The sequence below is a fragment of the Haloactinopolyspora sp. genome (assembly GCF_027324685.1).
Lineage (GTDB): Bacteria > Actinomycetota > Actinomycetes > Jiangellales > Jiangellaceae > Haloactinopolyspora.
In genome coordinates, this window is the sequence record NZ_DAHVSH010000167.1 from 1 (window position 1) to 22,029 (window position 22,029).

The 22,029-nt window shown below is 67.6% G+C and carries 19 protein-coding genes and 1 tRNA gene; 10 read left to right on the forward strand and 10 right to left on the reverse strand.

All coding sequences use genetic code 11. The annotated features are described in order from the left end of the window. Positions 1–84: 84 nt before the first annotated feature. The 3 genes from M6444_RS18060 to M6444_RS18070 are packed head-to-tail and all read right to left on the reverse strand — an operon-like array spanning position 85 to position 2,706. Positions 85–831, reverse strand: coding sequence for a WbqC family protein (locus M6444_RS18060; protein WP_298330631.1), 747 nt, complete (start codon positions 829–831; stop codon positions 85–87). 23 nt (positions 832–854) lie between these two features. Next, positions 855–1,589: a PIG-L deacetylase family protein gene (locus tag M6444_RS18065; RefSeq protein WP_298330633.1), complete on the reverse strand. Its 735-nt coding sequence runs from the start codon at positions 1,587–1,589 to the stop codon at positions 855–857. Beyond that, positions 1,579–2,706, reverse strand: a complete 1,128-nt coding sequence (locus tag M6444_RS18070) for an NAD-dependent epimerase/dehydratase family protein (protein ID WP_298330635.1) — start codon at positions 2,704–2,706, stop codon at positions 1,579–1,581. Before M6444_RS18070 ends, M6444_RS18065 begins: the two co-directional genes overlap by 11 nt. Positions 2,707–3,015: 309 nt before the next feature. On the opposite strand from M6444_RS18070, the gene M6444_RS18075 reads away from it, so the two are divergent. From M6444_RS18075 to M6444_RS18090, 4 genes are all read left to right on the forward strand, one after another. Beyond that, on the forward strand, positions 3,016–3,885 hold the full coding sequence (locus tag M6444_RS18075; protein WP_298330638.1) for a hypothetical protein: 870 nt from the start codon (positions 3,016–3,018) through the stop codon (positions 3,883–3,885). A gap of 18 nt (positions 3,886–3,903) precedes the next feature. Continuing rightward, a complete protein-coding gene (locus M6444_RS18080; RefSeq protein ID WP_298330641.1) occupies positions 3,904–4,563 on the forward strand; it encodes an ArsR family transcriptional regulator in 660 nt (219 codons plus the stop codon). A 185-nt stretch (positions 4,564–4,748) separates the two neighbouring features. Next, positions 4,749–7,250: a glycoside hydrolase domain-containing protein gene (locus M6444_RS18085; RefSeq protein WP_298330642.1), complete on the forward strand. Its 2,502-nt coding sequence runs from the start codon at positions 4,749–4,751 to the stop codon at positions 7,248–7,250. Positions 7,251–7,354: 104 nt separating this feature from the next. Next, complete coding sequence (locus M6444_RS18090; protein ID WP_298330645.1) at positions 7,355–9,010, forward strand: hypothetical protein; 1,656 nt, start codon at positions 7,355–7,357, stop codon at positions 9,008–9,010. Positions 9,011–9,087: 77 nt separating this feature from the next. On the opposite strand, the gene M6444_RS18095 is transcribed toward M6444_RS18090, so the two are convergent. After that, positions 9,088–11,412 (reverse strand): PQQ-binding-like beta-propeller repeat protein, encoded by a 2,325-nt coding sequence (locus M6444_RS18095; RefSeq protein WP_298330648.1) that lies wholly within the window; start codon positions 11,410–11,412, stop codon positions 9,088–9,090. 184 nt (positions 11,413–11,596) lie between these two features. Here M6444_RS18095 and M6444_RS18100 point away from each other — a divergent pair, with 184 nt between their 5' ends. Next, positions 11,597–12,190 (forward strand): dihydrofolate reductase family protein, encoded by a 594-nt coding sequence (locus M6444_RS18100; RefSeq protein WP_298330650.1) that lies wholly within the window; start codon positions 11,597–11,599, stop codon positions 12,188–12,190. Between the two features lie 81 nt (positions 12,191–12,271). Here M6444_RS18100 and M6444_RS18105 read toward each other — a convergent pair whose 3' ends face one another. The 6 genes from M6444_RS18105 to M6444_RS18130 form a co-directional block, all read right to left on the reverse strand. Then, complete coding sequence (locus M6444_RS18105) at positions 12,272–12,472, reverse strand: hypothetical protein (RefSeq protein ID WP_298330653.1); 201 nt, start codon at positions 12,470–12,472, stop codon at positions 12,272–12,274. A gap of 656 nt (positions 12,473–13,128) precedes the next feature. Next, a tRNA-Asn gene (locus M6444_RS18110) sits at positions 13,129–13,204 on the reverse strand. Positions 13,205–13,307: 103 nt separating this feature from the next. Then, the gene (locus tag M6444_RS18115; protein ID WP_298330656.1) at positions 13,308–14,132 is read right to left on the reverse strand and encodes a sugar phosphate isomerase/epimerase family protein; all 825 of its coding nucleotides are present in this window, start codon (positions 14,130–14,132) and stop codon (positions 13,308–13,310) included. Between the two features lie 3 nt (positions 14,133–14,135). Further along, a complete protein-coding gene (locus M6444_RS18120; RefSeq protein WP_363326421.1) occupies positions 14,136–15,242 on the reverse strand; it encodes a dihydrodipicolinate synthase family protein in 1,107 nt (368 codons plus the stop codon). A gap of 53 nt (positions 15,243–15,295) precedes the next feature. After that, the gene (locus tag M6444_RS18125) at positions 15,296–16,447 is read right to left on the reverse strand and encodes a Gfo/Idh/MocA family oxidoreductase (protein ID WP_298330661.1); all 1,152 of its coding nucleotides are present in this window, start codon (positions 16,445–16,447) and stop codon (positions 15,296–15,298) included. Positions 16,448–16,576: 129 nt separating this feature from the next. Continuing rightward, complete coding sequence (locus M6444_RS18130) at positions 16,577–17,620, reverse strand: LacI family DNA-binding transcriptional regulator (protein WP_298330666.1); 1,044 nt, start codon at positions 17,618–17,620, stop codon at positions 16,577–16,579. Between the two features lie 133 nt (positions 17,621–17,753). Between M6444_RS18130 and M6444_RS18135 the strand changes: the two genes are divergently transcribed. The 5 genes from M6444_RS18135 to M6444_RS18155 all read left to right on the forward strand — a co-directional run. Then, the gene (locus M6444_RS18135) at positions 17,754–18,809 is read left to right on the forward strand and encodes a Gfo/Idh/MocA family oxidoreductase (RefSeq protein WP_298330669.1); all 1,056 of its coding nucleotides are present in this window, start codon (positions 17,754–17,756) and stop codon (positions 18,807–18,809) included. Then, positions 18,797–19,744 (forward strand): 5-dehydro-2-deoxygluconokinase, encoded by a 948-nt coding sequence (iolC, locus tag M6444_RS18140; RefSeq protein ID WP_298330671.1) that lies wholly within the window; start codon positions 18,797–18,799, stop codon positions 19,742–19,744. The genes M6444_RS18135 and iolC overlap by 13 nt, the downstream gene beginning before the upstream one ends. Continuing rightward, the gene (locus M6444_RS18145; protein WP_298330674.1) at positions 19,734–20,621 is read left to right on the forward strand and encodes a deoxyribose-phosphate aldolase; all 888 of its coding nucleotides are present in this window, start codon (positions 19,734–19,736) and stop codon (positions 20,619–20,621) included. The genes iolC and M6444_RS18145 overlap by 11 nt, the downstream gene beginning before the upstream one ends. A 46-nt stretch (positions 20,622–20,667) precedes the next feature. Further along, a complete protein-coding gene (iolB, locus tag M6444_RS18150) occupies positions 20,668–21,549 on the forward strand; it encodes a 5-deoxy-glucuronate isomerase (protein WP_298330676.1) in 882 nt (293 codons plus the stop codon). A gap of 71 nt (positions 21,550–21,620) precedes the next feature. Next, the coding region (locus tag M6444_RS18155) for a thiamine pyrophosphate-binding protein (protein WP_298330678.1) at positions 21,621–22,029 on the forward strand (409 nt) is incomplete at its 3' end.

The window sequence follows — 22,029 nt, forward strand, 5'->3', positions numbered from 1 at the left end:
AATCGGAGGCCACCGATCAAGGTCCAGAGGATGACGTTGATTCCCAGAACGAACGGCAGCAGCGCCAGTTCCATCGTTGCCGACCTAGCCCTCCGTTTCGGTCTTACCAGGAATGATCGGAATCAGACGCCGGCGGCTTTCGAGGATCTGCCGGGTCTTGCGGCCACAGGCGAACAGCATGTCGACGGCCGCCAGGTGCGCAACGAAGCCGGTGCGGCTGCCCTGCTGGTACTCGGGATGCTCGAACGACTGAGAACTCAGCGCGATACCCGCGGCCGCGAAGCTCGGCCAGTCGACATCATGTTGGGTCGTGCCGTACGTACTGGTCAGATGCACGTCACCACCGACGCCGGCGACCAGCTGGATCAACCGTTCTGTCTTGCCACCGGCATGCGGAAGTGAACTGGCCCGCACGATGCGCACCGGTGAGTCGAGGTAGGTGCAGATCGCCTCGATCAGGTCGAGGTTGAGGTCGACCAGCTGCTCTTGGTCGCGGCCATAGACTTCTTCGAGGATCGGGTAGACCTCGTCGAAGTACGGCCACGAGCCGTACGAGATCTGCAGCCGCCGCAAGTGCTGGTAGCGGAATGGCTGCCTGTTCTCGATCTTGATGTCCTTGATCAGCTGCTGGGTGCCGCGCAGGTGCATCAACGGCACGGACACCCATGCCGTGCCCTCGTCGATCCGAACCTTCTGCCGGGAGTGGTATTCGGATTTGGTGTAGGCGACGCTGTCATAGGCGATGTACACGTCGCTGGCCAGAATCTTGTCCAGCAGCTTGACCCAGGGCATGAAGTTCGGCTGGTGAATCGACACGATCGTTTCAGCCATGGGCGCACTCCGTCCGGGGCGAACTAGAACAACGCACGGTGCACCACGAACCCTTCGGCGGCTTCCACGCTCACCTCTCGCCCACGCAATTGGGTCGCCATCTGCAGGCTTTCCGGGCTGCCGTGATAAAGCGGCGGGCGAACTTGAGACGAGTGCATGCGCATCGCCTGGATCTTCGTGCCGAGGAACTCCGAGACGTCGATGTAGAGGTTCGGGTTGAACCGCTCGTGGTCGAAGTTCCAGAACAGCGACGTATTGTCGTAGGAAAGCACGAACGGAACCAGATGACGTTGCTCGGGCACGCCGGGTCGGGTGGCCGTGATACAGGCGTGGAACAGCGCCTCGTGATCCTGGTTGTAGCTCACTGCGGGAATCATGACGATCGTCGGGCGAACCTTGTCGATGGCCAGCCGGCCTTCGCTCTCCAGCAGGCGCACCAGTTCCTTACGCGGCACGGTGTCCAGCGCCAGATGCGTTTGAGAGTCGGTGAACAACACGTCCCAGTCGTCGACTTTCAACAGCCGCATCACCGCCTCGAACTCGCTCAGCCTCTTCTCGAGCGAGACCAGTTTGGTTTGCGCGCCGGTGCCGTCCTCACCGAAATGCACCAGGTCGCTGGCGGTGGCGAGGACCACGTAGACCTCGCCACCGAGCGATTTGATGCGGGCGATGCTGCCGGCGCAGCCATAGGTCTCGTCGTCGGCGTGCGGTGTGATGACCAGGACACGCTGCTGGGCGAGGAAATCGTCACCCCACATACTCCGCCTCCACGCGGTCGGTCGCCGGCACTGCTTCGATGCTCACGGGCTCCAAGGCGAGCATGTGCTCGCGCTGTTCGGCGACGACGTTCATGATGATGTCGTCCAAGGTCAGTTGCGGATCGAACCCGATCACCTCGCGCGCACGGGTGACGTCGGGGACCCGTCGCTCGGTGTCTTCGAACCCAGGCCCGTACGCCTCGTCGTACGGGATGTCCTGAATCGTGCTCAGCGAGTCGGTCAGCGTGATGACCCGTTCGGCCAGGTACCGGATCGACACTTCTTGCGGCCGCCCGATGTTGAAGACCTGCCCGTAGGCTGCGGGGCTGTCGATCAGAGCGGCGAGCGCGGCCACGACGTCGAGAACGTGGCAGAAACTGCGTGTCTGCTGCCCGCCGCCGAATACCGTCAGCGGCTCACCGCGAAGTGCCTGGCCGACGAAGCGCGGGATCACCATGCCGTAGCGCCCGGTCTGGCGTGGGCCGGCCACGTTGAACAGCCGAGCCACGACCGTCGGCGAATTCAGGTCGGTGTGGTACAGGTACGCCATGGTCTCGTCGAGCGCTTTGGCCTGCGCATAGGACCATCGCCGCACGGCCGGTGAGCCGAGGATTCGGTCGGTGGTCTCGCTCAACGGGCACGCGGCGTTCTTGCCGTACACCTCACTGGTGGAGGCGATGAGCGACCGTGCGCCGTGGCGACGGGCGCTTTCGAGGATGATCTCGGTTCCGCGCACATTGGTCCGCAGACTCTCGAACGATTCTGCGATCACCAGTTGCACGCCGACGGCAGCGGCCAAGTGGAAGACCTGGTCGACCTGGCTGACGAGCTCGTCGACCAGCGGTTCGTCCAAGATCGAACCGTGGACGAACTGGAACTCCGGATGATCGATGCGCTCCACGGTCGCCGGGTTGCCCGTCGACAGGTTGTCGATTGCGATGACGTGATGGCCCTGTGCGAGCAGGTGCTCCACAAGATGGCCACCGATGAAGCCGGCGCCGCCGGTGACCAAGGACGTCGTCCGTGCCGTCCCGTTCTTGCCGTTGGGCGCCGCTGTGAAACTGGCGCGCAACGACGTCGAGCGACGGCGAGTGCCGGCAGCATGATGCTGAGTCATATCCATAGCCCCCCGGTCTGGATGTCGTTGACTCTGTGAAGAGACAGCTCACTTTAACGGCGGGTCAGATGCGCGACTAGGGTCAATCGGCAGATTTTTCAGGTCTTACCGCACATGGTGACAGTTCGGGCCAAAAGGTATGAGGGGTTCGGTGACGCGGCCCTCGACCTGGAGGCGTGACTCGCCTTGGGAACAGGCGCAGAATGCAAGCCTTCAACGGCCCCCACATGTGGGGGTGGTGGGCCGGCCCAGGGTGATGTTCTAATGTTCCTTAGAATTCTGTGCAGCCTCGTCCAGCCAGGGAGAAGCATGAGCGATCTGCACCAGTCCACCGGCGCCGAGCCGGTCTGGATCTGCGTCACGTGCGGCGGGCACGTGCCAGCAGCGCCGCAACCACCGGCCGAGTGCCGCGTGTGCACCGATGAACGGCAGTGGGTACCTCCGTCCGGGCAGAAATGGACGACGATGGCCAAGGCGATCGCCGACGGCATGCATGCGCAGATCGCCGAGCTCGAACCAGGCCTCCTCGGGATCGGCATGGAGCCGTCGATCGGCGTCGGACACCGGGGTGTGCTCGTCACTACTCCAGCCGGCAACGTCTTGTGGGATCCGCCGCCGGTTCTGGACCAGTCGGCCGTCGACGCGGTGCGCGCCGTGGGCGGATTGCAGGCGGTGACGTCGAGTCATCCGCACATGTACGGCGCGATCGTCGACTGGGCCATCGAGTTCGACGCCGAGATCGTGCTGCCCGAGGCTGACCTGGCGTGGCTGTTCCGCACCGAACGCGCTGTGCGGTCGTGGTCGGGCACTCTCGAGATCGTTCCCGGCGTCACGCTCATCCAGTGCGGCGGGCACTTCCCGGGCAGCGCTGCGCTGCACGTGAGCGCCGCAGCCGACGGGCGTGGCGCGCTGTTGACCGGGGACACGATCATGGTGACACCGGGCTGCGACAGGGTGACCTTCATGTGGAGCGCGCCGAATCGTCTTCCGCTGCCTGAGCGTGCGGTGCGTGCCGCGGTGGCGGCCACGGCGCCGTTCGAGTTCGACCGCATCTACGGCGGGTGGTGGACGACGGTCTTGCATGGTGATGCCAAAGCGATCCTCGAACGCAGCGCGCAGCGCTACATCGCGTTCCTGCGTGACGAGGTGGTGCTCGACCCGCCGCCCGCGCCGGCCTGAGCCACGGGGAGGACGTCGATGGCAGAGTTCGTCGAAGAACCGATCTATGCCCAGCTCGCGCGGATCGGCAAAGCGCTGGCCAACCCGGTCCGGCTGCGCCTGCTCGACTTGCTCGATCACCGTGAGTTCACCGTCGAGCAACTGGCCACCGCGGCGGGCGTCGGATTGAAAAACACTTCCGCGCAGCTACAGCATTTGCGCGCGGCCAACCTCGTCACCAGTCGCAAAGACGGCACCCGGGTGTCGTACCGGCTGGCCGACCCGCAGGTGTCGACGTTCCTCGGTCTCTACCAGGACTTCGCCGGCGAACGACTGGCCGATCTGCGCCAGGTTGTGTCCGATCACCTCGGTGATCCGGAGACGCTGCAACCCGTCACCGCCGAGGAGTTGGGCCAGCGCCTCGACGACCCGCACGTCGTCGTCCTCGACGTGCGTTCGGCGGCCGAGTTCGACCAGGGGCACGTACCCGGCGCGGTGTCGATGCCGATGGGGGAGTTGCGCGACCGCCTGGACGAGTTGCCGCGCGCGGCGACGATCGTGGCGTACTGCCAAGGGCCCTATTGTGTCGTGTCGCCGAACGCCGTTCGGCTGCTGCGCGAGCACGGCTACCGCGCGCACCCTCTCGACTCCGGGTTCACCGGCTGGGCCCGAGCCGGCGGGCAGCGCCTAGCCAGCTGATCGCGCAGTTACACATGCATCGATCGCGCGAGGCAGGTTCGGAAAACTCTGCTCATTCGTGAGCGATCGACGACGAAATCGATACAGTCCGAACGTTTTCCTCCGTTTACCTCTTGACCTTGCGCCGGAAACGCCCTAGTTTCGGCCCAAACCGAAAAGCGCGTCGCCTCACCCCGGGAGGTCCCATGCAGAGTCCAGTGGCAAGGCGACGAATCGGGCGGATCGTGCCCGTGCTGCTGGGGCTGGTCGCGATCTTGGCGACCATGATCGCGACGACTCCGGCGCAGGCGGCCGATGACGTCGTGCTGGCGGACTTCGAGTCCGCAGACGCCCTGGACGGGGCGACGTTGCCAGCCCCTGACCTCGACCGGGTGAGCCTGACCGAGGCCTTCGCCAGTACGGGTGAGTCGTCGATGCGGTTGGACACCGGCCCGTATGACTCCAAGGCCGGCTCGGTGTTTCCGCGCGTGTGGTTGAACATCGGATCGACACTGCCGGACGTGGACTGGACTCAGCGAACGTATCTCCACCTCGGACTGGCCAACAGCTCGATCGAGCGGGCTCAGATGTACGTGGTGGTGTGGGACGAAGACGGCCGATACCTTTTGCGATCGGTGTGGGCTGATCCGTTCGAGTACCACGTGTTCCAGATCGAGACCGCCGACATCGCAGCTGCCGGGGTCGACATGACCCGTCTGGACCGGATTCAGATCAGCACCGAGCGCTCGCCCAATCCGAAGCAGATACATGTGGACGACATTCGCCTCACTGATCGGCCCACCGATGTCGCCGCAGAACGGGCCCGCGTCGCGCCGGCGCTCATCGAGTTGATGGCCCTGCCGGACGGACTCGCGAGCGCGTCAGCGTCTGTGGACGAAGCCCGGCGCGGGATCAGGCCGACTCCGTTCGAGCCCGATCAGGCACTGGCCGAACAGGCCGACGAGCTGCAGGCGCAGCTGGACACCTACGCCGGCCAGATCGGCTCGCTGGGTGACGATGTCGAGCAAGCTCGAGACATCTGGTTCGGGCTGAGCGACATCGACTGGGCGACCAAGCGGTTGTCCACGTTGGTCGATGCCCGGGCAGCGCGGCCGTCCGCGCCGGTCGGCCTGGGGTTCGCCGACTCCATGACGCGCGTCTACCCTCGCGAGCTGCCCTGCGACTGCAGCTTCGGGCCCGCGGAGTTGGGCGTGGCGCGCGGGGAGCACGAGAGCATCCAGCTCGTTGCGGTCCCCTACGGTGCGGAACTGGCCGACACACAAGTGACGGCCACCGTGGCACGGGGCCAGTCGGCCGGGGTTCGGGTGGACGCTCATCCGGTCGTGTCGCTGGACATGACCCCGCCGGTGGATCAGCGGCCCGCGACGCCGACGCGATTTCGTCCGAGCATCTACGAAGGATGGACGCCGGACCCGATCCAGACCACCGACGACAGCGTGGACGTGGCGGCCGGTGACCTGCAGGCGTTCTGGATCGCTGTCGAGACGACGCCGGAGACCAAACCGGGTGTGTATCCGGTCAAGCTCGAGCTCACGGCCGACGGGCTGCCACGCGCGCAGCAGATCATGCTGCAGGTGCGGGTGTGGGATGTTCAGATCGCCCAGGAACCCGGATTGCGGACGGCCATCGGGCATCACCCCGAGGCCTACGCCGAACCGTACGGCGTGACCGATCCCGATGCCGTCAAGGCGCTGACCGACGAGAAGTACGAATTCCTGGGGGAGTACTGGCTCCAAGGCGACAACATCTACCGCAGCATCTACGAAGACGAGCCGCCATCGGTCGAGAGCCTGCGCAAGATCGACGAGGAGTACGGGGGTCTGCGCCAGTTCAACATCTGGTATTTCGACCCCAGGTTGTTCGATCTCGACGCGCCGGAGACATGGGCCGAACAGGCCGACGAACTGTTCGACCTGATCGAGCCCTACGTCGAGCAGTACCGTGCGGCTGGGTTCATCGACGAGGCATACCTGTACTGCTGCGACGAGACGCGTGCCGAGCACACCGAGCTGATCGAGTTCGTGTTGACCAGGTTCGAGGACCGCTTCCCCGACGTCACCATCCTCACGACCGCCATCGACGACCAGATGGGCCGTCAGAGCGGCTTGGACGAACTGATCGACTGGTGGGTGCGCGACGTCCCCTGGTACGACCCGCAGATCATCGCCGAACGCCACGCCGCGGGACAGGAGGCCTGGTGGTACCTGCACCAAGCCAACGCCAACCCGACGCCGAACGTGTTCGTCAATTACGACCCGGGCCAGCTGCGAAACCTGCTCGGGCCGATGTCGCACCAGGCCGACATCGACGGGTTCCTCTACTACCGAGTTGATCGCTGGTACGGCAAGGGCGTCATCGACGACGGGCCCCTGAGCTCGTGGGAACCGCGCACGTGGGGCAACTGGTCCGGCGACGGGTCGTTGTTCTACCCCGGACCGGACGGCCCGATCCCGTCGATCCGGCTGGAGAACATCCGCGACGGACTCGAGGACTACAACCTGCTCGACTCGCTACGCGCGGCGATCGCCGACGCGCCGGCCGATGCCGACCCTGACCTCATCGCCCGGGCGGAGCACCTCCTCGGCGCCACCGACGTGGTCACCGACAACTTCGAGTACGTCTCCGAGCCAACGGCCTACCGCGCCTGGAGGGAAGACGTCGCCGACATGGTGGAGCAACTGAGCTGAGGCCGGCTGGACACCGAAATCAGGCGAGCGCTTCCACCCACTCCGCGAGGAGCATCCGAGGCGCCGTGTACGCGACGATGACGCAGACCCGGAGGTGCCGGACCATGACCGAAATCAGCCGCATCGATGAGAACGCCGGTTCAACCCACCGCTTCACCGGAGCCACGCGCCGTGAGTTCCTCCGCCGAACCGGCTGGACGTCACTCGCCGTGGGGGCCGTGGTGGCCGGGCTGGGTGCGCCGGCCCATGCCGCAGGCGGCGTCGATTACCTCGCTCGTCGCACCTTCGACGACTGGGACCACGAGTTCCACACCGCAGGCGGATCGGGTCAGCCGGGCGAACCCAACGACGATGCGACCGCGACTGGATCCGGAGCGTTGTCCTGGGGCCAGTCGTACGTACTGTCCGGACTGATCAGAATGTACGAGGCCTACCGCGACCCGTACTACCTGGACCGGTTCGTCGAGAACGCCGATCTGGTGCTGTCGGTGCGCGACAGTGAGCGTGGCGTGACCAACTATCTGGGCGAGTCGTTGCCCGCCTGGCGCGCCAACCATCCCTATACGGTGGGCGCCGTCGAGCTGACCGATGCCCAGGGCCGAGCGACGCTCGAGGTCCGGATGGGCCGGGTCTACTGCGACTCCGGCACGGTGACGGTGCGTCCGGCAGGTTCGCCGGGCACGTTCAACCTGCACGTCGTGCACGAGCAGAGCGGGAGCCAGCAGACCTTCAGCGACCTGTCCATGGATCCGGCGAGCCCCAACTACGTGGTGCGCCGGCTCTACGACGCCTATCCGGGTGCGGTTCTGGTCACCGCGCGTGATCTGCGCACGTCGCCCGACGAGGCCGGTGACCCGCTCGAGGGCCAGTACGCGATGTCGTCGTTGCCGGGGATCTTCGCCGTTCACACCGGGATGATCACCTACCCCATGGCGTCGTTCGTCCGGATCGTACGAGCATCCCCGACGCTACGAGCGAATCCTCGCTACCGCGCCAAGGCGGAGGAGTACCTCACCGCCGTACGCGCCGCCGTGGCGGTGCATGATCGCGAGTGGCGGGAGAACGATCTCGGCGAGGGCTATTACGTCTGGCTGAAGGGCTCGCCGCAGCAGTGGGACGGCTGCGAGCAGCCGATCAACCAGACCCTCGGTCTCGGGCAGACCATCGCTGAGCTCGCGATCGCGACGGGAGACCAGACGTATCGGCACCGGGCCGAAGCGATGGCGAGGATGTTCAGTGGTCAACTGACGGCGGATGCGGGCGGCGCCTACCTCTGGCATTACTGGCCCACCTTCGGCCATCTCTATCGAGGCTACGAGAAGACCGGATCACCGGAGACCGACGTGTCCGCGTACAACCCGAACATGCTCAGCCGCGCTACCCAGTACGAAGACATCTCTCATGCCGCCATCAGCGTCGACTTCGCCGTCCTGGCCTTCCGGGGGCACCTGGGATTCACCGGGCAGCACATGGCTCGACTCGCGCGTACGTTCACCCAGAACGTCGCGACGACGAGCGAGGGCGCGGCGACGGCCTGGACCCGGGTCGACGGCACCGGCGGCCCAAGCGCCAACTACGCCCATCAGGCGCCGCGCTGGGCCCCGATCGCGTGGTGGGACAGCGAGGTGCACCGGCACGCGCTAGCGATCTACGACCACTACCTGCCCACGCCGGAGAAGATCGGCACCGAACGCAACGGCTTCGGGTGGTTGCTCGGCAACATCGCCCACCTGCAGCATTACGCCCAGCGCCGCGATTGACCGGAGCACCACGGCAGCACGACGCCCCCGCAGCAGATCTGCGCTGCGGGGGCGTCGTACGTCCGGACGGCTCCAGGTCAGTCGATCGAGTACGTCTGCACCGGCGTGGAGTTCCACGCGTCGTCGATCGCTCGGTATTCCAGGTGCTGGCCGCGGCGCACGACGATGGGGCGCGAGTACTCCGTCCACTCGCCGCCATCGACGCGCACGTGCACCGTGGGGTTGTCGCTCGTGTCGTCCTCAGCCCCGAGGAACACCACGGCGGTGTGCCTCGGTTCGGCCGGGCGGACCGTGGCCGACACCTCAGGCGCGGTGACGTCGTCGGGCATCGTGTAGCGCATCAGGTGCGTGCCCGCCCCGACGTAATACAGATCGCCGTAGCGGTCCCTGGCCAGCTCATGGAGACTGTCGGCCGCCTCGTCGCTGTCGCCGCCGGCCAACACGGTGACCTCTTCGGTGATCTGGTCGATCACGAACAGCCGGTTGGCGCTCGACCCGAACAGCCGGCCGTGATCGACCAGGAGCCGGTGGTCGTCGCCGTACCGGTCGGCATCAGCGTCGGGATCGGTCTCGGGCGCGATGTGGATCGTGCGGATCGTCTCGCGCGTCTCCAGGTCGAACTCGAACACCGTGGCGTTGCCTGCGATGCCCCACAGGTCACCGTCGGCGTCGAGCGTCAAGCCGGATACCGTCGGCTCGCCCGGGACCGGGGAGAGGTCCCACAGGGTCTCGGCGGTCTCGGGGTCCCAGGCGAACAGCCGGGCCTCCTCCGTCACCGGATCGATGCCGTAGCCGCCCTGGATCGACGTTCCACCGAGCAGGATCCCGTCGTGCTCCACCAGCGACACCGGCGTCTGGTTCTCGATGACGTGGCGGTACACCTCGTGGGTGCCTTCATCGGGTTGCCACAACGTGATGGCGCCGCCGTGCCGTCCGCCGGTCGGCACGGACGCGACGGCTACGGTGCCGGGAATGGTGTCGCTGATGTCGACGAAGGCCTGCGGCCGGCTCTGCTCGTCACCGATCGGCAGCATGTCGTCGGGGTTGGTGCCGTTTTCCCAGGGCTTGGTGGTGTCGTAGTGATACAGCGCGCCCTGCGGGTACCGCCCGAAGACGAGCTGGTCGCCGTAGGTGCCGAAGCCCTCCACTTGGCTGGTGCCTGGCAGCAGGTCGAAGCCTTCCTCGTCCGGGTTGTACCGGCCCATGCCGGGCGGACTGAGGTACGCGCCGGTGTAGACGTTGCCGTCAGGCCCGGTGCCGAGGCTGATGATCTGGGCGCCGGCGCCGAACAGGTCCGGAACCTGGTACGAGCCCTTCTTCGTGGCCAGGTTGTACCCGTACGTGCGGCCTTCGTTCCAGTACGTCAGGGCCAGCCACGGTCCGGTGCCGTCCCGGTCGATCCACGCCCACGCCTCCGGTGTGGCGTTCGGCGCCCAGCCGGTGCCGGTCAGCTCGCCGGTCTCCAGGTCGTACCGGGTGATCTCGCCGTCCAGGCGCAGGTAGACGCCGGTGGGGTCGTCCGGGCCGACGGGGGAGACCCGTGCACTGGCTCCGGGGAAACTGTCGATCCACTGCCCGGTGCCGAGGTCGAGCACGTGCATTCCGTCGGAGCTGACGAACAGTAGGTTCTGGCGCAGGTCGATGGCCGTGACGTTGGTGGCCGCATGGCCGTCGGGCATCGCGATCTCGCTGAACTCACCGGTGGCGCGGTCGAACTCCAGGAGCTTGGCGTTGGACTGCGTCCCGACGTAGACGGTGTCGCCGGCCGGTGCGATGGCTTCGATGTACTGCTCCCCGGCCGCCGCTTGGCCGTGGTCGGTGATGTCGCCGGTCTCGGGGTCCAACGAGTACAGCCGACCGCCGGGGTAGGTGCCGAACCAGACGGTGTCGTCCTGGCCGACAGCTACCGACCACACCCGCTGACCTTCCGGGGCAGGGCCGAGGTACTCCACCTCGGCCGCGCCCGGCACGTAGCGGTAGAGGTGGCTGATGTCGGAGGTGGCGAAGTAGATCGTGCCGTCGACGGGGGACTGCCCGAGGGTGCGTTGGCTGCTGTTGCCGTACGGGACTCTGGTCTGCAGCACGTTCTCGTTGGTGCGCAGGTCCACGACGGTGAACTCCGCGGTCGTGGTCGGATTGCCCGACACGACGTAGTAGCCGAGCGGTTCGCCGTCGGGGCCTTCCCCAATGGCGGAGCTGAGCACCTGGGTCTTGTGGACCGGTTCACCGAGATCCGTGATCGGGCCGTCGGTGCTTGGTCCGTCGGCTTCGACGGCGGCCTCGGCGCTGATGTGACCGGCGCGACCCGTGGCACTCGGGTGGCCGGAAGCCGCGCCAACCGTGCCGGCGGCAACGGCGACAGCTGACGCGACGGAGAACAGGACTCGTGCCATGGTCGGCATGCAGGATCCCTTCACTCGATTTAGGCCCTGACCGAAATGATGGCATGAGTGTTCACGGCAGGGCACGCCGCCGTCAAGACTCGACCACGTACGATTCGGCCTCGGGCGCCATGTGGTCGGGGACGGCACGTGCACCAGCGCCTCGGATTGACAGACACTCGCGCCAACGCCCGGAGATCGACCAATGCGGAAGCTGACCTACTTCATCGCCTCGACCCTGGACGGCTTCATCGCCGGTCCGGACGCGTCCGACCCGACCGGCGTCGGTGGCTTCTGGCCCATCGCCGACGACTATGTCAGCCACCTCATCGAGACCTTCCCCGAGACGTTGCCGGGCCTGGCCAGGGACGCGCTGGGTGTCACCGCCGAAGGGACACGGTTCGACACCGCCCTGGAGGGGCGGCGTTCGTACCAGGTCGGCCTCGACGCCGGCGTGACGAATGCGTACCCGCACCTGCGCCACATCGTGATCTCTGGCTCCATGACCGAGAGCCCCGATCCGGGCGTCGAGTTGGCCGATGATCCGGTCGCGACGGTGCAAGAGTTGAAGCAGCGGCCCGGTCGGGGCATCTGGCTGGTCGGCGGCGGTGAGCTGGCCGGCACCCTCAGCGCCGAAATCGACGAGCTGATTCTCAAGATCAGCCCACTGACGATCAACACCGGTGTCCCGCTGTTCGGTCGCAATGCCGCATTCGACCCCCGCGTCTGGACGTTGATCGAGCACACCGTCCTCGACAGCGGGACGTTGTTCCTCACCTACACCCGACGCGGTGAGTGAGCGGTTCACCGCCGGGCACACATGGGGGGACCCCGTCACCGTTGCCGGTAGCGGGGCCGCTGTTTCCTGCGGGTCGTCGGTCTACCTGAAGAGCACGACGACCTGGTGCAGGGACAGGAACCCGGTGATGACGACTCCGATCGCGATGGTCAGGATCTTGGCCGCGTTGCGCGCGATTCTGACGGCGATGGCGGTGCGCCTCTCTACGACCTCCATTCTCACTGCGACCGGGTCGCAGTACAGGCGGATGGTGGGTCGTTGCCGACCGCGGTAGCTGGGCATCGGTTCCTCCCGATGGGCTCGGGGTCCCCGAATGCCGCGGCTAACGGTCACCCGGGAACCGATGGTGCTGGTTGACCCGGGTGGGCTCCAGTGTTGTGTTAGACCACCAGCTTCATGCCCCCGTGACAGCTCGTCAAGGGCCGGTAGGCTTAAAGATGCCGGCGGAGGTGCGGCTAACACCGACGATTCCGGTGACGCCCCGGCGCGGGCTATAGCTGGGCTGCGCCGGGGCGGTCTGCTGCCTGCGACATGACGTCCCCGCCCGGTGCTCGAGCCTGTGGGTCATATGCTTTCGCGTGGTCGCCACCGACCGGGGGAGCAGGACCGGTCCCCGCGCATGGTTGTGACGCCTCGCATTGACTGGATGATGCGTGTCTGTAATCCCCCCATGAAGCGAGTGTGCCGCAGAAGATCGTCGCTGCCTAGATCAACTGGCTGTTCATGTGGATCTACGTGCCAGACGCGGTCCAGGTGGCGTCGAAGCGCTGGACGAGGGCCTTTCTGCCGCTGATGCGCCGTGGGAGGGCGTGATGCTTGAATCTGAGCCGGTGACATGGATGGCAACAGTTGACCGCCGTGTCACCCGTCCTGATCCGTTCCGAGCCGCCGACCGAGAGGTTGCTGACAGGCGAAACGCCTTTGGGCTGGTGAGAGTGTGGCTCCCGCACCTGGACTCGAACCAGGAACCCTCTGATTAACAGTCAGATGCTCTGCCAATTGAGCTATGCGGGACCGGCGCGGCCGAAGAGGCCAACCGACGCTGAAGACTACCAGGGACTGGCCCCGGGTTCCCAATCCGGGCGGGCATCCGGTCGGCGTCGCCGGACCGGGCGCCTCACGGCTCGAGGACGCGCTCGGCGTAGCGCTTCTTCATCAGGGCGACGACGTCGTCCGGGTCGGCGGCCCAGATGTCGGCGTTGAAGATCTCGACTTCGATCGCGCCGTCGTATCCGGCCGCTTCGACCAGCCGGCGGAAATGCCGGAAGTCGATGTGGCCGTCGCCCATCATGCCGCGCGAGAGCAGGGTGTCGGCGGGCAGCGGGGTGATCCAGTCACAGACCTGGAAGCTGGCGATCCGCTCGGCGGCGCGAGCGATCGCGGCCTCGACCGCCGGGTCCCACCAGACGTGGAAGGTGTCGACGACGACACCCACCACGTCGGGCGCGAACGGTTCGGCCATATCCAGCGACTGGTCCAGCGTCGAGAGCACACCGCGGTCGGCACAGTACATCGGATGCATCGGTTCCAACGCCAGCTGGACACCACGCTCTTCGGCGTAGGGCGCCAGCGCGGCGATGGCTTCGGCGACCCGGTCTCGCGCTCCGGCCAAGTCGCGCGAGCCCTCAGGCAACCCGCCGACCACCATGACCAAGCAATCCGCGGACAGCGCGGCCGCTTCGTCGATGGCCCGGCGGTTGTCGTCGATCGCTCGGTCGCGCTCAGGGCCGGGCTCGGCGGTCAGGAAGCCGCCGCGGCACAGCGACGACACCCGCAACCCGGCGTCGGTGACCATCCGCGCGGCCTGGGTCACGCCGACCTCGTGGACCGGCTCGCGCCACAGGCCGATCGACGTGAGCTCAGCGCGCACGCAGCCGTCGACCGCCTCCTGCACGGACCAGCGGTTCGTCGTCTTCTGGTTCAAGGACAGCCGCTGAGGCATGAGTCACCCGATTCCGTACAGGGCGAGCAGCGTGGACATCCGGTGGGCCGCGAGCGGTGGGTCGGGAAACAGCCCGGCGGCGTCAGCCAGCTCGAACGTCCGGACGAGGTGGGGCAGGCTCCGCGCGCTCTGCATCCCGCCGACCATGACGAAACCGGGCTGCAAACCAGACAGCCACGAGATGAACGCGATACCGGCCTTGTAATGAAACGTCGGCTCGCTGAAGACATGCCGCGCCAGCGGCACCGTCGGGGCCAGGACGTCGTCGTAGGTCTCGAGATCGCCCGCATCGAGCGCTTGCAACGCCGTCGACGCCGCCGGCGCGATGGCCGCGAAGATGCCGAGCAGGGCGTCGCTGGCGCGTGAACCGTCACCACGGATCAGCTCGGGATAGTTGAAATCGTCGCCGGTGTACAGGCGGACCCCGTCGGGAAGCTGGACGCGCAGCGTCCGTTCGTGATCGGCATCGAGCAGCGACACCTTGATGCCGTCGATCCGGTCGGCGTGGTCGCGAATCAACTCCACGACGTGCTTCGTCGCGGCTGTGACATCGTCGGATCCCCAGTAGCCCTGCAGCGCCGGGTCGAACATCGGCCCGAGCCAGTGCAGGATGACCGGCGCGTCGGCCTGGGGGAGGAGCCGATCGTAGACGTAGCGGTAGTCGTCCGGGCGCTCGGCCACCGCCGCGAGCTGGCGACTGGCCATGATGATGGCTTGCGCGCCGGTCTCTTGCACCATCGTGAGCTGGGTCTCGTATGCAGCGGCGACGTCGTCCAGTGAGTGTCCGGAACCGTCCAGGTGATCGGTGCCCACACCGGCCGCGATTCGCCCGCCGACCGAGCGTGCCTCGGCAGCACTTCGGCGGACCAGCTCCTGGGTGGCGGCCCAATCCAGGCCCATGCCGCGCTGGGCGGTGTCCATCGCCTCGGCCACACCGAGCCCGTACGACCACAGATGATGCCGGAAGCCCAGGGTGTGCTCCCAATCCACGACCGCTGGCGCGCCTGGCCGGTTGTCGCCCATCGGTTCGGCCACGACGTGCGCGGCCGCGAAGGCGACCCGGGAACGCAGCGGCTGCTCCGGGCGCGACCAGCTGCGAGCCGCGCTCATGGTGTGAACACGCAGCGAGGCGTCCGTTGTCGGCAGCTGCACCGTCGCACCACTCATAGCGACATCTCCGCGAGCTCGACCCGCCGGGCCTGCGCGGAAGACTCCAGGCCGGCAGTGGCCAGCCGGACGCCTCGCGCGCCGGCCAGGAAGTCGTACGGGTGCGGCGCGTCTTCGACGACGTGGCGGACGAACTGCTCCCATTGGGCCTTGAACGCGTTCTCCGGCGGGGTGTTGTCCGGGACCTCCTGCCACTGTTCCCGGTACGGCGTGGTGTCGGGGAGGTCCGGGTTCCACGTCGGACGTGGCGTCACCTCACGCGGCTGGATGCGGCAGCCGTGCAGGCCGGCGACGGCGCTACCGTGCGTGCCGTCGACCTGCAGCTCCAGCAATTCGTCGCGGTGGACACGGACCGTCCACGACGAGTTGAACTGCGCGATCGCCCCGCCGGCGAGCTCGAAGATCGCGTAGGCGGCGTCGTCGGCCGTGGCGTCGTAGGGCTCACCCTGCTCGTCCCACCGGCGCGGTATGTGGGTCACGGCCTTGGCGGTGACCGCCTCGACGCGGCCGAACAGGTTGTGCAGGACGTAGTCCCAGTGGCAGAACATGTCGACGACGATGCCGCCGCCGTCGCTCTTGCGATAGTTCCAACTGGGCCGCTGAGCGGCTTGCCAGTCGCCCTCGAAGACCCAGTAACCGAACTCGCCGCGTACGGAGAGGATCCGCCCGAAGAACCCGCCGTCGATCAGCCGCCGCAGCTTGACCAGCCCGGGTAGGAACAGCTTGTCGTGGACGACGCCGTTCTTGACGCCGGCGTCGCGAGCTCGGCGGGCGAGGTCGAGAGCGCCCTCGACGGTCTCGGAGACCGGTTTTTCGGTGTAGACGTGCTTGCCGGCGTCGATGGCGCGTACGACGGACTTCTCGCGCACCGACGTCAGCTGCGCGTCGAAGTAGATCTGGTTGTTCTGGTCGGTGAGGGCGGCGTCGAGGTCTGTCGTCCACGTGTCGAGGCCGTGCCGGTGGGCGATCTCGCGGAGCTTGTCCTCGTTTCGCCCGACCAGAACCGGCTCGAGCTGCACCCGCGTGCCGTCGCGCAGTTCGACGCCGCCCTGGTCGCGGATAGCGAGAAAGGAGCGGACGAGATGTTGCCGGTATCCCATCCGGCCGGTGACGCCGTTCATCACGACGCCGAGCGACAGTGCTGCCATGAACCCTCCGTTGGTGTGCCACGCGCTCGGAAAGCGCTTGCCCACACGGTAGAGGCAGGCGCTGTCCGGGCGCAAGCTGTCAGCGGCGTGGCCGGTGTCACCCCCGGCCCGCGTCGCTGTGCGGGCTGATCAGGCGGACGAGGTGTCGCGGGTGCTCTGGCGGAGGACGACTTCGCCCTTGATCCGCCGCGTTCGGGGTTTGTCGCGCTCCGCGGCGCTTTGCACCAGGTCGAAGGCGGTGGCGCCGACCTTCTCGAGGGGAAGGCGCACCGTGGTCAGCGCTGGATACACGTCGCGCAATGTGCTGATGTCGTCGAATCCGGCCAGGCCCACGTCGCCGGGGACCTCGACGCCGGCCTCGCGGCAAGCCGCCATGGCGCCCATGGCCATGACGTCGTTGACGGCGAAGACGCAGTCGAACTCGCCGACGCGGGGGAGCAGTTCCTGCATCGCCTGGTAACCGCCGTCGCGAGTGAAGGCTCCGTGCACGATGGCGTCGCGGGGCAGGTCGAGGTCGTTCTTGCGCAGCCCGTCGCGGAACCCGAGTACGCGGTCGCGAGCGGTGAGTAGCTCGTCCGGTCCGGCGAGGACGGCGAATCTGCGGTAGCCCAGCCCGACCAGGGCGGCGGCCAGCGCACGCGCCCCGCGCCGGTTCTCGATGACCACGGTGTCGACCGGCAGCTTGTTCTGCGTGATCGCGACCACCGTGCCGCCGGAGTCTTCGAAGGCCTCGAGCTCACGCTTCAAGGCGGTAGCCCGCGGCTCGTCGTCGACGCGGCTACCGGCCAGGATGACCGCCCGGCTGCGCTGTCCACGCAGCGCCACCACGTAGTCGATCTCGCGCTCGGGCCGGCGTAATGTGCTGGCCAGCGTGACCAGGACATGGTGACCCTCGGCGGCCTCCATGACGCCTGCGGCGATGGAGGAGAAGTATGGGTCGGCGATGTCGTGCACGACCAGTCCGATGACGTTCGTCCGGCCGCGTGCCATCGCCTGTGCCTGGGCGTTGGGGGCATAGTTCAGGCTGGTCGCGGCGTCGACGACGCGCTGACGCAGGGCGTCGCCGACCTTACGGTTGCTGCCGTTGAGTGCGCGCGAGGCCGTGGCCAGCGAGACGCCTGCCCGGGCAGCGACGTCCATGAGAGTGACCGAACCGCGGTGATGCTCCGTCATCGCGTCCCCGTCCTGACACGTGTCCTGGGTAGTGAATATGTGTTCACGATAGCCCGAGCCCGGCAGCGGTGGTGCATATGCTGTCGACGCGTTGTTAATATGTCAGGACATATGTCCTGTGGGAGGAATGCACATGCGGGTGGGGCTGGTCGGCGTAGGTCGGATCGGAGCCGCACATGCTCAGGTCGTACGACGCCACCCGCAGGTCACGACGTTGCGCATCGCCGATGCGGTGCCCGCCCGGGCTCGCGCGGTTGCCCAGGCGCTGGACGCCGAGGCGCTCGAGCATTCCGACGATGTTTTCCGCGACGTCGACGCCGTGATCATCGCCGCCGACACCTCGGCCCATGCCGAGTTGCTGATCACCGCGGCTCGCGCGGGACTGCCCGTGTTCTGCGAGAAGCCGGTCGCGGTCGACGTCGCGGGCACCCTGCGAGTGCTCGACGAAGTGAGCTCCGCCGGCGTGCCGAACCAGATCGGCTTCCAGCGTCGCTTCGACGCCGGCTACGTGGCCGCGCGTGAAGCCGTCCGGTCCGGAGCGCTGGGCGAGGTGCGCCGCGCCCACGTCATCACCGCCGATGCCGCACCGCCGCCACCGGAGTACGTCCCGACTTCGGGCGGCATCTTCCGTGATTGCCACGTGCATGATTTCGACATGCTGCGATGGGTGACGGGACACGAGGTGGTGGAGGTCTACGCCACCGGCGCGAACCGAGGTGCCGAGGTGTTCGGGGCCAACGACGACGTTGACGAGTCCGCGGCGGTGCTGACGCTCGACGACGACACCTTGGCCACCCTGTCCGGCTCGCGGTACAACGGCGCCGGCTATGACGTGCGGATGGAAATCGCCGGGACGGCGGCCACGTACGTCGTCGGGCTCGACGAGCACGCCCCGCTCGTGTCGGCCGAGCCCGCGGTGAAGTTTCCCGCGGGCCCGGCGTTCCGGGAGTTCTGGCCGCGATTCGAGGCGGCCTACGAGGCCGAGATCAACCACTTCATCCAGGTGGCCCGGGGCGCTGCCGCCAGCGCGTGCACGGTCGCCGACGCCCTGGAGAGCTTCTACGTCGCCGAGGCCGCGACCCGGTCCAGGCGGGAACGCCGCCCGGTCACCATCGACGAGGTACGAGCAACGAGCGGGGACGGTACCGACCACCCCGATTCTTCGAAAGGTGCGACATGGACGTCTTGACGATGGGCCGGGTGGGTGTCGACATCTACCCGAACCAGAGTGGCGTCGGGCTGGAAGATGTCACGAGCTTCACCAAGTATCTCGGCGGCTCGGCGACCAACGTCGCAGTCGCCGCAGCCCGGCACGGGCGTCGTTCGGCGGTCATCACGCGCACCGGCGACGACCCGCTCGGCCGCTTCGTCCATCAGGCGCTGCAGGGCTATGGGGTCGACGACCGTTTCGTCACGTCGGTGCCGTCGCTGGCGACGCCGGTGACGCTGTGCGAGATCTTTCCGCCCGACCACTTCCCGATCTATTTCTACGGCCGCACGCCCACGGCGCCGGACTTGCAGATCGGCCCCGGCGAGGTTGACCTGGATGCGGTGCGATCAGCGCAGATCTTCTGGATGACCGGCACCGGGCTGTGCCAGGAGCCGAGCCGTTCGGCCACGCTCGGGGCGCTGGAAGCGCGCGGGCGCCGTGGTCACACGGTGTTCGACCTGGACTACCGCCCGATGTTCTGGGAGTCGCGCGAGGCCGCTCGAGTCCACTACCGAGCCGCGCTGGGCCACGCCACGGTCGCCGTGGGCAACCTCGACGAATGCGAGACCGCCGTCGGCACCCGCGACCCTGAACAGGCCGCTGCGGCACTGCGCGAGCTCGGCGTCGCCACCGCCATCGTGAAGCGCGGTCCACACGGGGTCCTGGCCGTGGACGACACCGGCAGCTACGACATCCCGCCCATCACCGTCGAGGTCCTCAACGGGCTCGGCGCCGGCGATGCCTTCGGCGGAGCGCTGTGCCACATGCTGCTGTCCGGCGCGCCGTTGGAGGCCTGTGTGCGCTTCGCCAACGCTGCCGGAGCCATCGTCGCGACCAGGCTCGCCTGCTCCGATGCCATGCCGACCACCGCCGAGGTGTCCACGTTCCTGGAGGAGAGCGCCGGTGTCCGCTGAACGTGTCCGTTCGATCGTCGAGCAGCGGGTCAGCCGGCCGGAGGCGATCGCCGAGGCTGCGGCCCGGCGGGTCCGGCCGGACAGCTTGGTCGGCCCCTCCGGCAAGTTGCTGGTGATCGCCGCCGACCACCCGGCTCGCGGAGCGCTGGGCGCCGGCCGCGACCCGATGGCGATGGCCGACCGGGGCGAGCTGCTCGACCGCCTGCTCGTCGCCCTGGAACGGCCCGGCGTCAACGGCGTGCTGGCCACGGCAGACATCCTCGAGGACTTGCTGCTCCTCGGCGCCTTGGACGGCAAGGTCGTGGTCGGCTCGATGAACCGGGGCGGGCTGGCCGGCGCGGCGTTCGAGATCGACGACCGGTTCACCGGTTACGACGCCGCGGGCATCGAGGCGATGGGCTTCGACATGGGCAAGATGCTCCTGCGTATCGATTTCGAGGACCCGGCTACCGCGGGGGCCCTGCACGCATGCGCGCAGGCGGTGAACGAGCTGGCCGCACGCCGTCGTACCGCGATGGTCGAGCCGTTCATCGCGCGACGGGTCGACGGCCGCGTACGCAACGACCTGTCGACCGATGCGGTCGTCCGGTCGGTCGCCATCGCCTCCGGGCTGGCCACCACGTCGGCCTACACCTGGCTGAAATTGCCGGTGGTCGACGACGATCCCGACGGTATGGAGCGGGTGTTGGCCGCCTCCACGCTGCCGGCCGTACTGCTGGGCGGTGAGGTGCCCGACGATCCGGACGTGGCGTTCCGGCAGTGGGAGAAGGTCTTGCGACTGCCGACGGCCAAGGGCCTGATGGTCGGCCGGACCCTGCTCTACCCGCCGGACGGCGACGTGGCTGCCGCCGTCGACACCGCGGTGAGCCTGCTGTGAGCACCGACCGCACGTCCAGAAGGGGCGCGGAAGGAGAGGGACACACGTGAATGACACCTACTACCGGCCGGCCGGCAGCGCCGGCAGCGGCCCGTTCACCGTCGAGCTCACGCCGGCCAACGTCGACGGCTGGGCGTGGACGTCGCTGCGCGTGCTGGAGCTACCGGCCGGAGGCAGCCACGCCTTCGCGACCGGCGAGGAGGAGATGTTCGTCCTTCCTCTCGCCGGGTCGTGCACGGTGACCTGCGACGGCGAGCCGTTCACGATTCAGGGGCGGCGAGACGTCTTCAGCCGGGTCAGCGACACCGTGTACGTCCCGCGTGACGCCGACGTCGTCGTCACCTCCGAGAGCGGCGGCCGGTTCGCCCTGCCCGCGGCGCGATGCACCCGACGGTTGCCGGCACGGTATCGCGCGGCCGAGGACATCGCGGTCGAGGTCCGCGGCCGCGGCAACGCGACCCGGCAGGTGAACAACTTCGGCTCAGCTGGCGAGTTCGAGGCCGACCGGCTCATCGCCGTGGAGGTCATCACGCCGTCGGGCAACTGGTCGTCCTACCCACCGCACAAGCACGACCAGGACGTACCGGGCGTGGAGTCGGACCTGGAAGAGATCTACTACTTCGAGGTCAGCGGTGGCCCAGGCGGTGACGGGTTCGCCTTTCACCGGGTGTACGGCACCCCGGAGCGCCCGATCGACGTCCTCGCCGAAGTACGCACGGGCGACGTCGTCCTGATTCCGCACGGCTGGCACGGCCCGTCCGTCGCCGCACCCGGCTACCACCTGTACTACCTCAACGTCATGGCCGGACCGGGGCAGAACCGGGAGTGGCTGATCCGCGACGATCCGGCGCACGCGTGGGTCCGCGACGAGTGGGAGCATCAGCAGCCGGACCCGCGCCTGCCGCTGAGCAGCAGCACCGAGTCGTGATCATTGGCGCGAACTGGCTGGAATAGCGACCAGAAGGTGCCAACGATCACCGGGGAGAGTGGAGGAGCGCTATGCGGTTGACCGTCGGGCAAGCTGTGGTGCGGTTCTTGGCCGCCCAGTACACCGAACGCGACGGCGTCGAGCACCGGTTGTTCGAGGGGTGCTTCGGCATCTTCGGCCACGGCAACGTCGCGGGCCTCTCCCAGGCGCTGCTCGAGGCGGAGCTAGGGGCGCCGGGCACGCTTCGCTACTACCAGGCCCGCAACGAGCAGGCCATGGTGCACGCCGCGGCAGGCTTCGCCCGCGCCCGGCACCGTCTCTCGACGCTTGCGTGCGCCACCTCGGTGGGACCCGGCGCGACCAACATGGTGACCGGCGCGGCGCTCGCGACCATCGACAGGCTGCCGGTGCTGCTCTTGCCGAGCGACGTCTTCGCCACGAGGGTTGCCGACCCTGTCCTCCAGCAGCTGGAGCACCCGA

Coding starts and splice junctions, on each gene's coding strand:
- M6444_RS18105 (WP_298330653.1), bottom strand. CDS start 12,472: ATGCCCAGCTACCGCGGTCGGCAACGACCCACCATCCGCCTGTACTGC.
- M6444_RS18080 (WP_298330641.1), top strand. CDS start 3,904: ATGGCAGAGTTCGTCGAAGAACCGATCTATGCCCAGCTCGCGCGGATC.
- M6444_RS18070 (WP_298330635.1), bottom strand. CDS start 2,706: ATGACTCAGCATCATGCTGCCGGCACTCGCCGTCGCTCGACGTCGTTG.
- M6444_RS18115 (WP_298330656.1), bottom strand. CDS start 14,132: ATGCCTCAGCGGCTGTCCTTGAACCAGAAGACGACGAACCGCTGGTCC.
- M6444_RS18125 (WP_298330661.1), bottom strand. CDS start 16,447: ATGGCAGCACTGTCGCTCGGCGTCGTGATGAACGGCGTCACCGGCCGG.
- M6444_RS18075 (WP_298330638.1), top strand. CDS start 3,016: ATGAGCGATCTGCACCAGTCCACCGGCGCCGAGCCGGTCTGGATCTGC.
- M6444_RS18135 (WP_298330669.1), top strand. CDS start 17,754: ATGCGGGTGGGGCTGGTCGGCGTAGGTCGGATCGGAGCCGCACATGCT.
- iolC (WP_298330671.1), top strand. CDS start 18,797: ATGGACGTCTTGACGATGGGCCGGGTGGGTGTCGACATCTACCCGAAC.
- M6444_RS18095 (WP_298330648.1), bottom strand. CDS start 11,412: ATGCCGACCATGGCACGAGTCCTGTTCTCCGTCGCGTCAGCTGTCGCC.
- M6444_RS18090 (WP_298330645.1), top strand. CDS start 7,355: ATGACCGAAATCAGCCGCATCGATGAGAACGCCGGTTCAACCCACCGC.
- M6444_RS18130 (WP_298330666.1), bottom strand. CDS start 17,620: ATGACGGAGCATCACCGCGGTTCGGTCACTCTCATGGACGTCGCTGCC.
- M6444_RS18065 (WP_298330633.1), bottom strand. CDS start 1,589: ATGTGGGGTGACGATTTCCTCGCCCAGCAGCGTGTCCTGGTCATCACA.
- M6444_RS18085 (WP_298330642.1), top strand. CDS start 4,749: ATGCAGAGTCCAGTGGCAAGGCGACGAATCGGGCGGATCGTGCCCGTG.
- M6444_RS18100 (WP_298330650.1), top strand. CDS start 11,597: ATGCGGAAGCTGACCTACTTCATCGCCTCGACCCTGGACGGCTTCATC.
- M6444_RS18060 (WP_298330631.1), bottom strand. CDS start 831: ATGGCTGAAACGATCGTGTCGATTCACCAGCCGAACTTCATGCCCTGG.
- M6444_RS18120 (WP_363326421.1), bottom strand. CDS start 15,242: ATGAGCGCGGCTCGCAGCTGGTCGCGCCCGGAGCAGCCGCTGCGTTCC.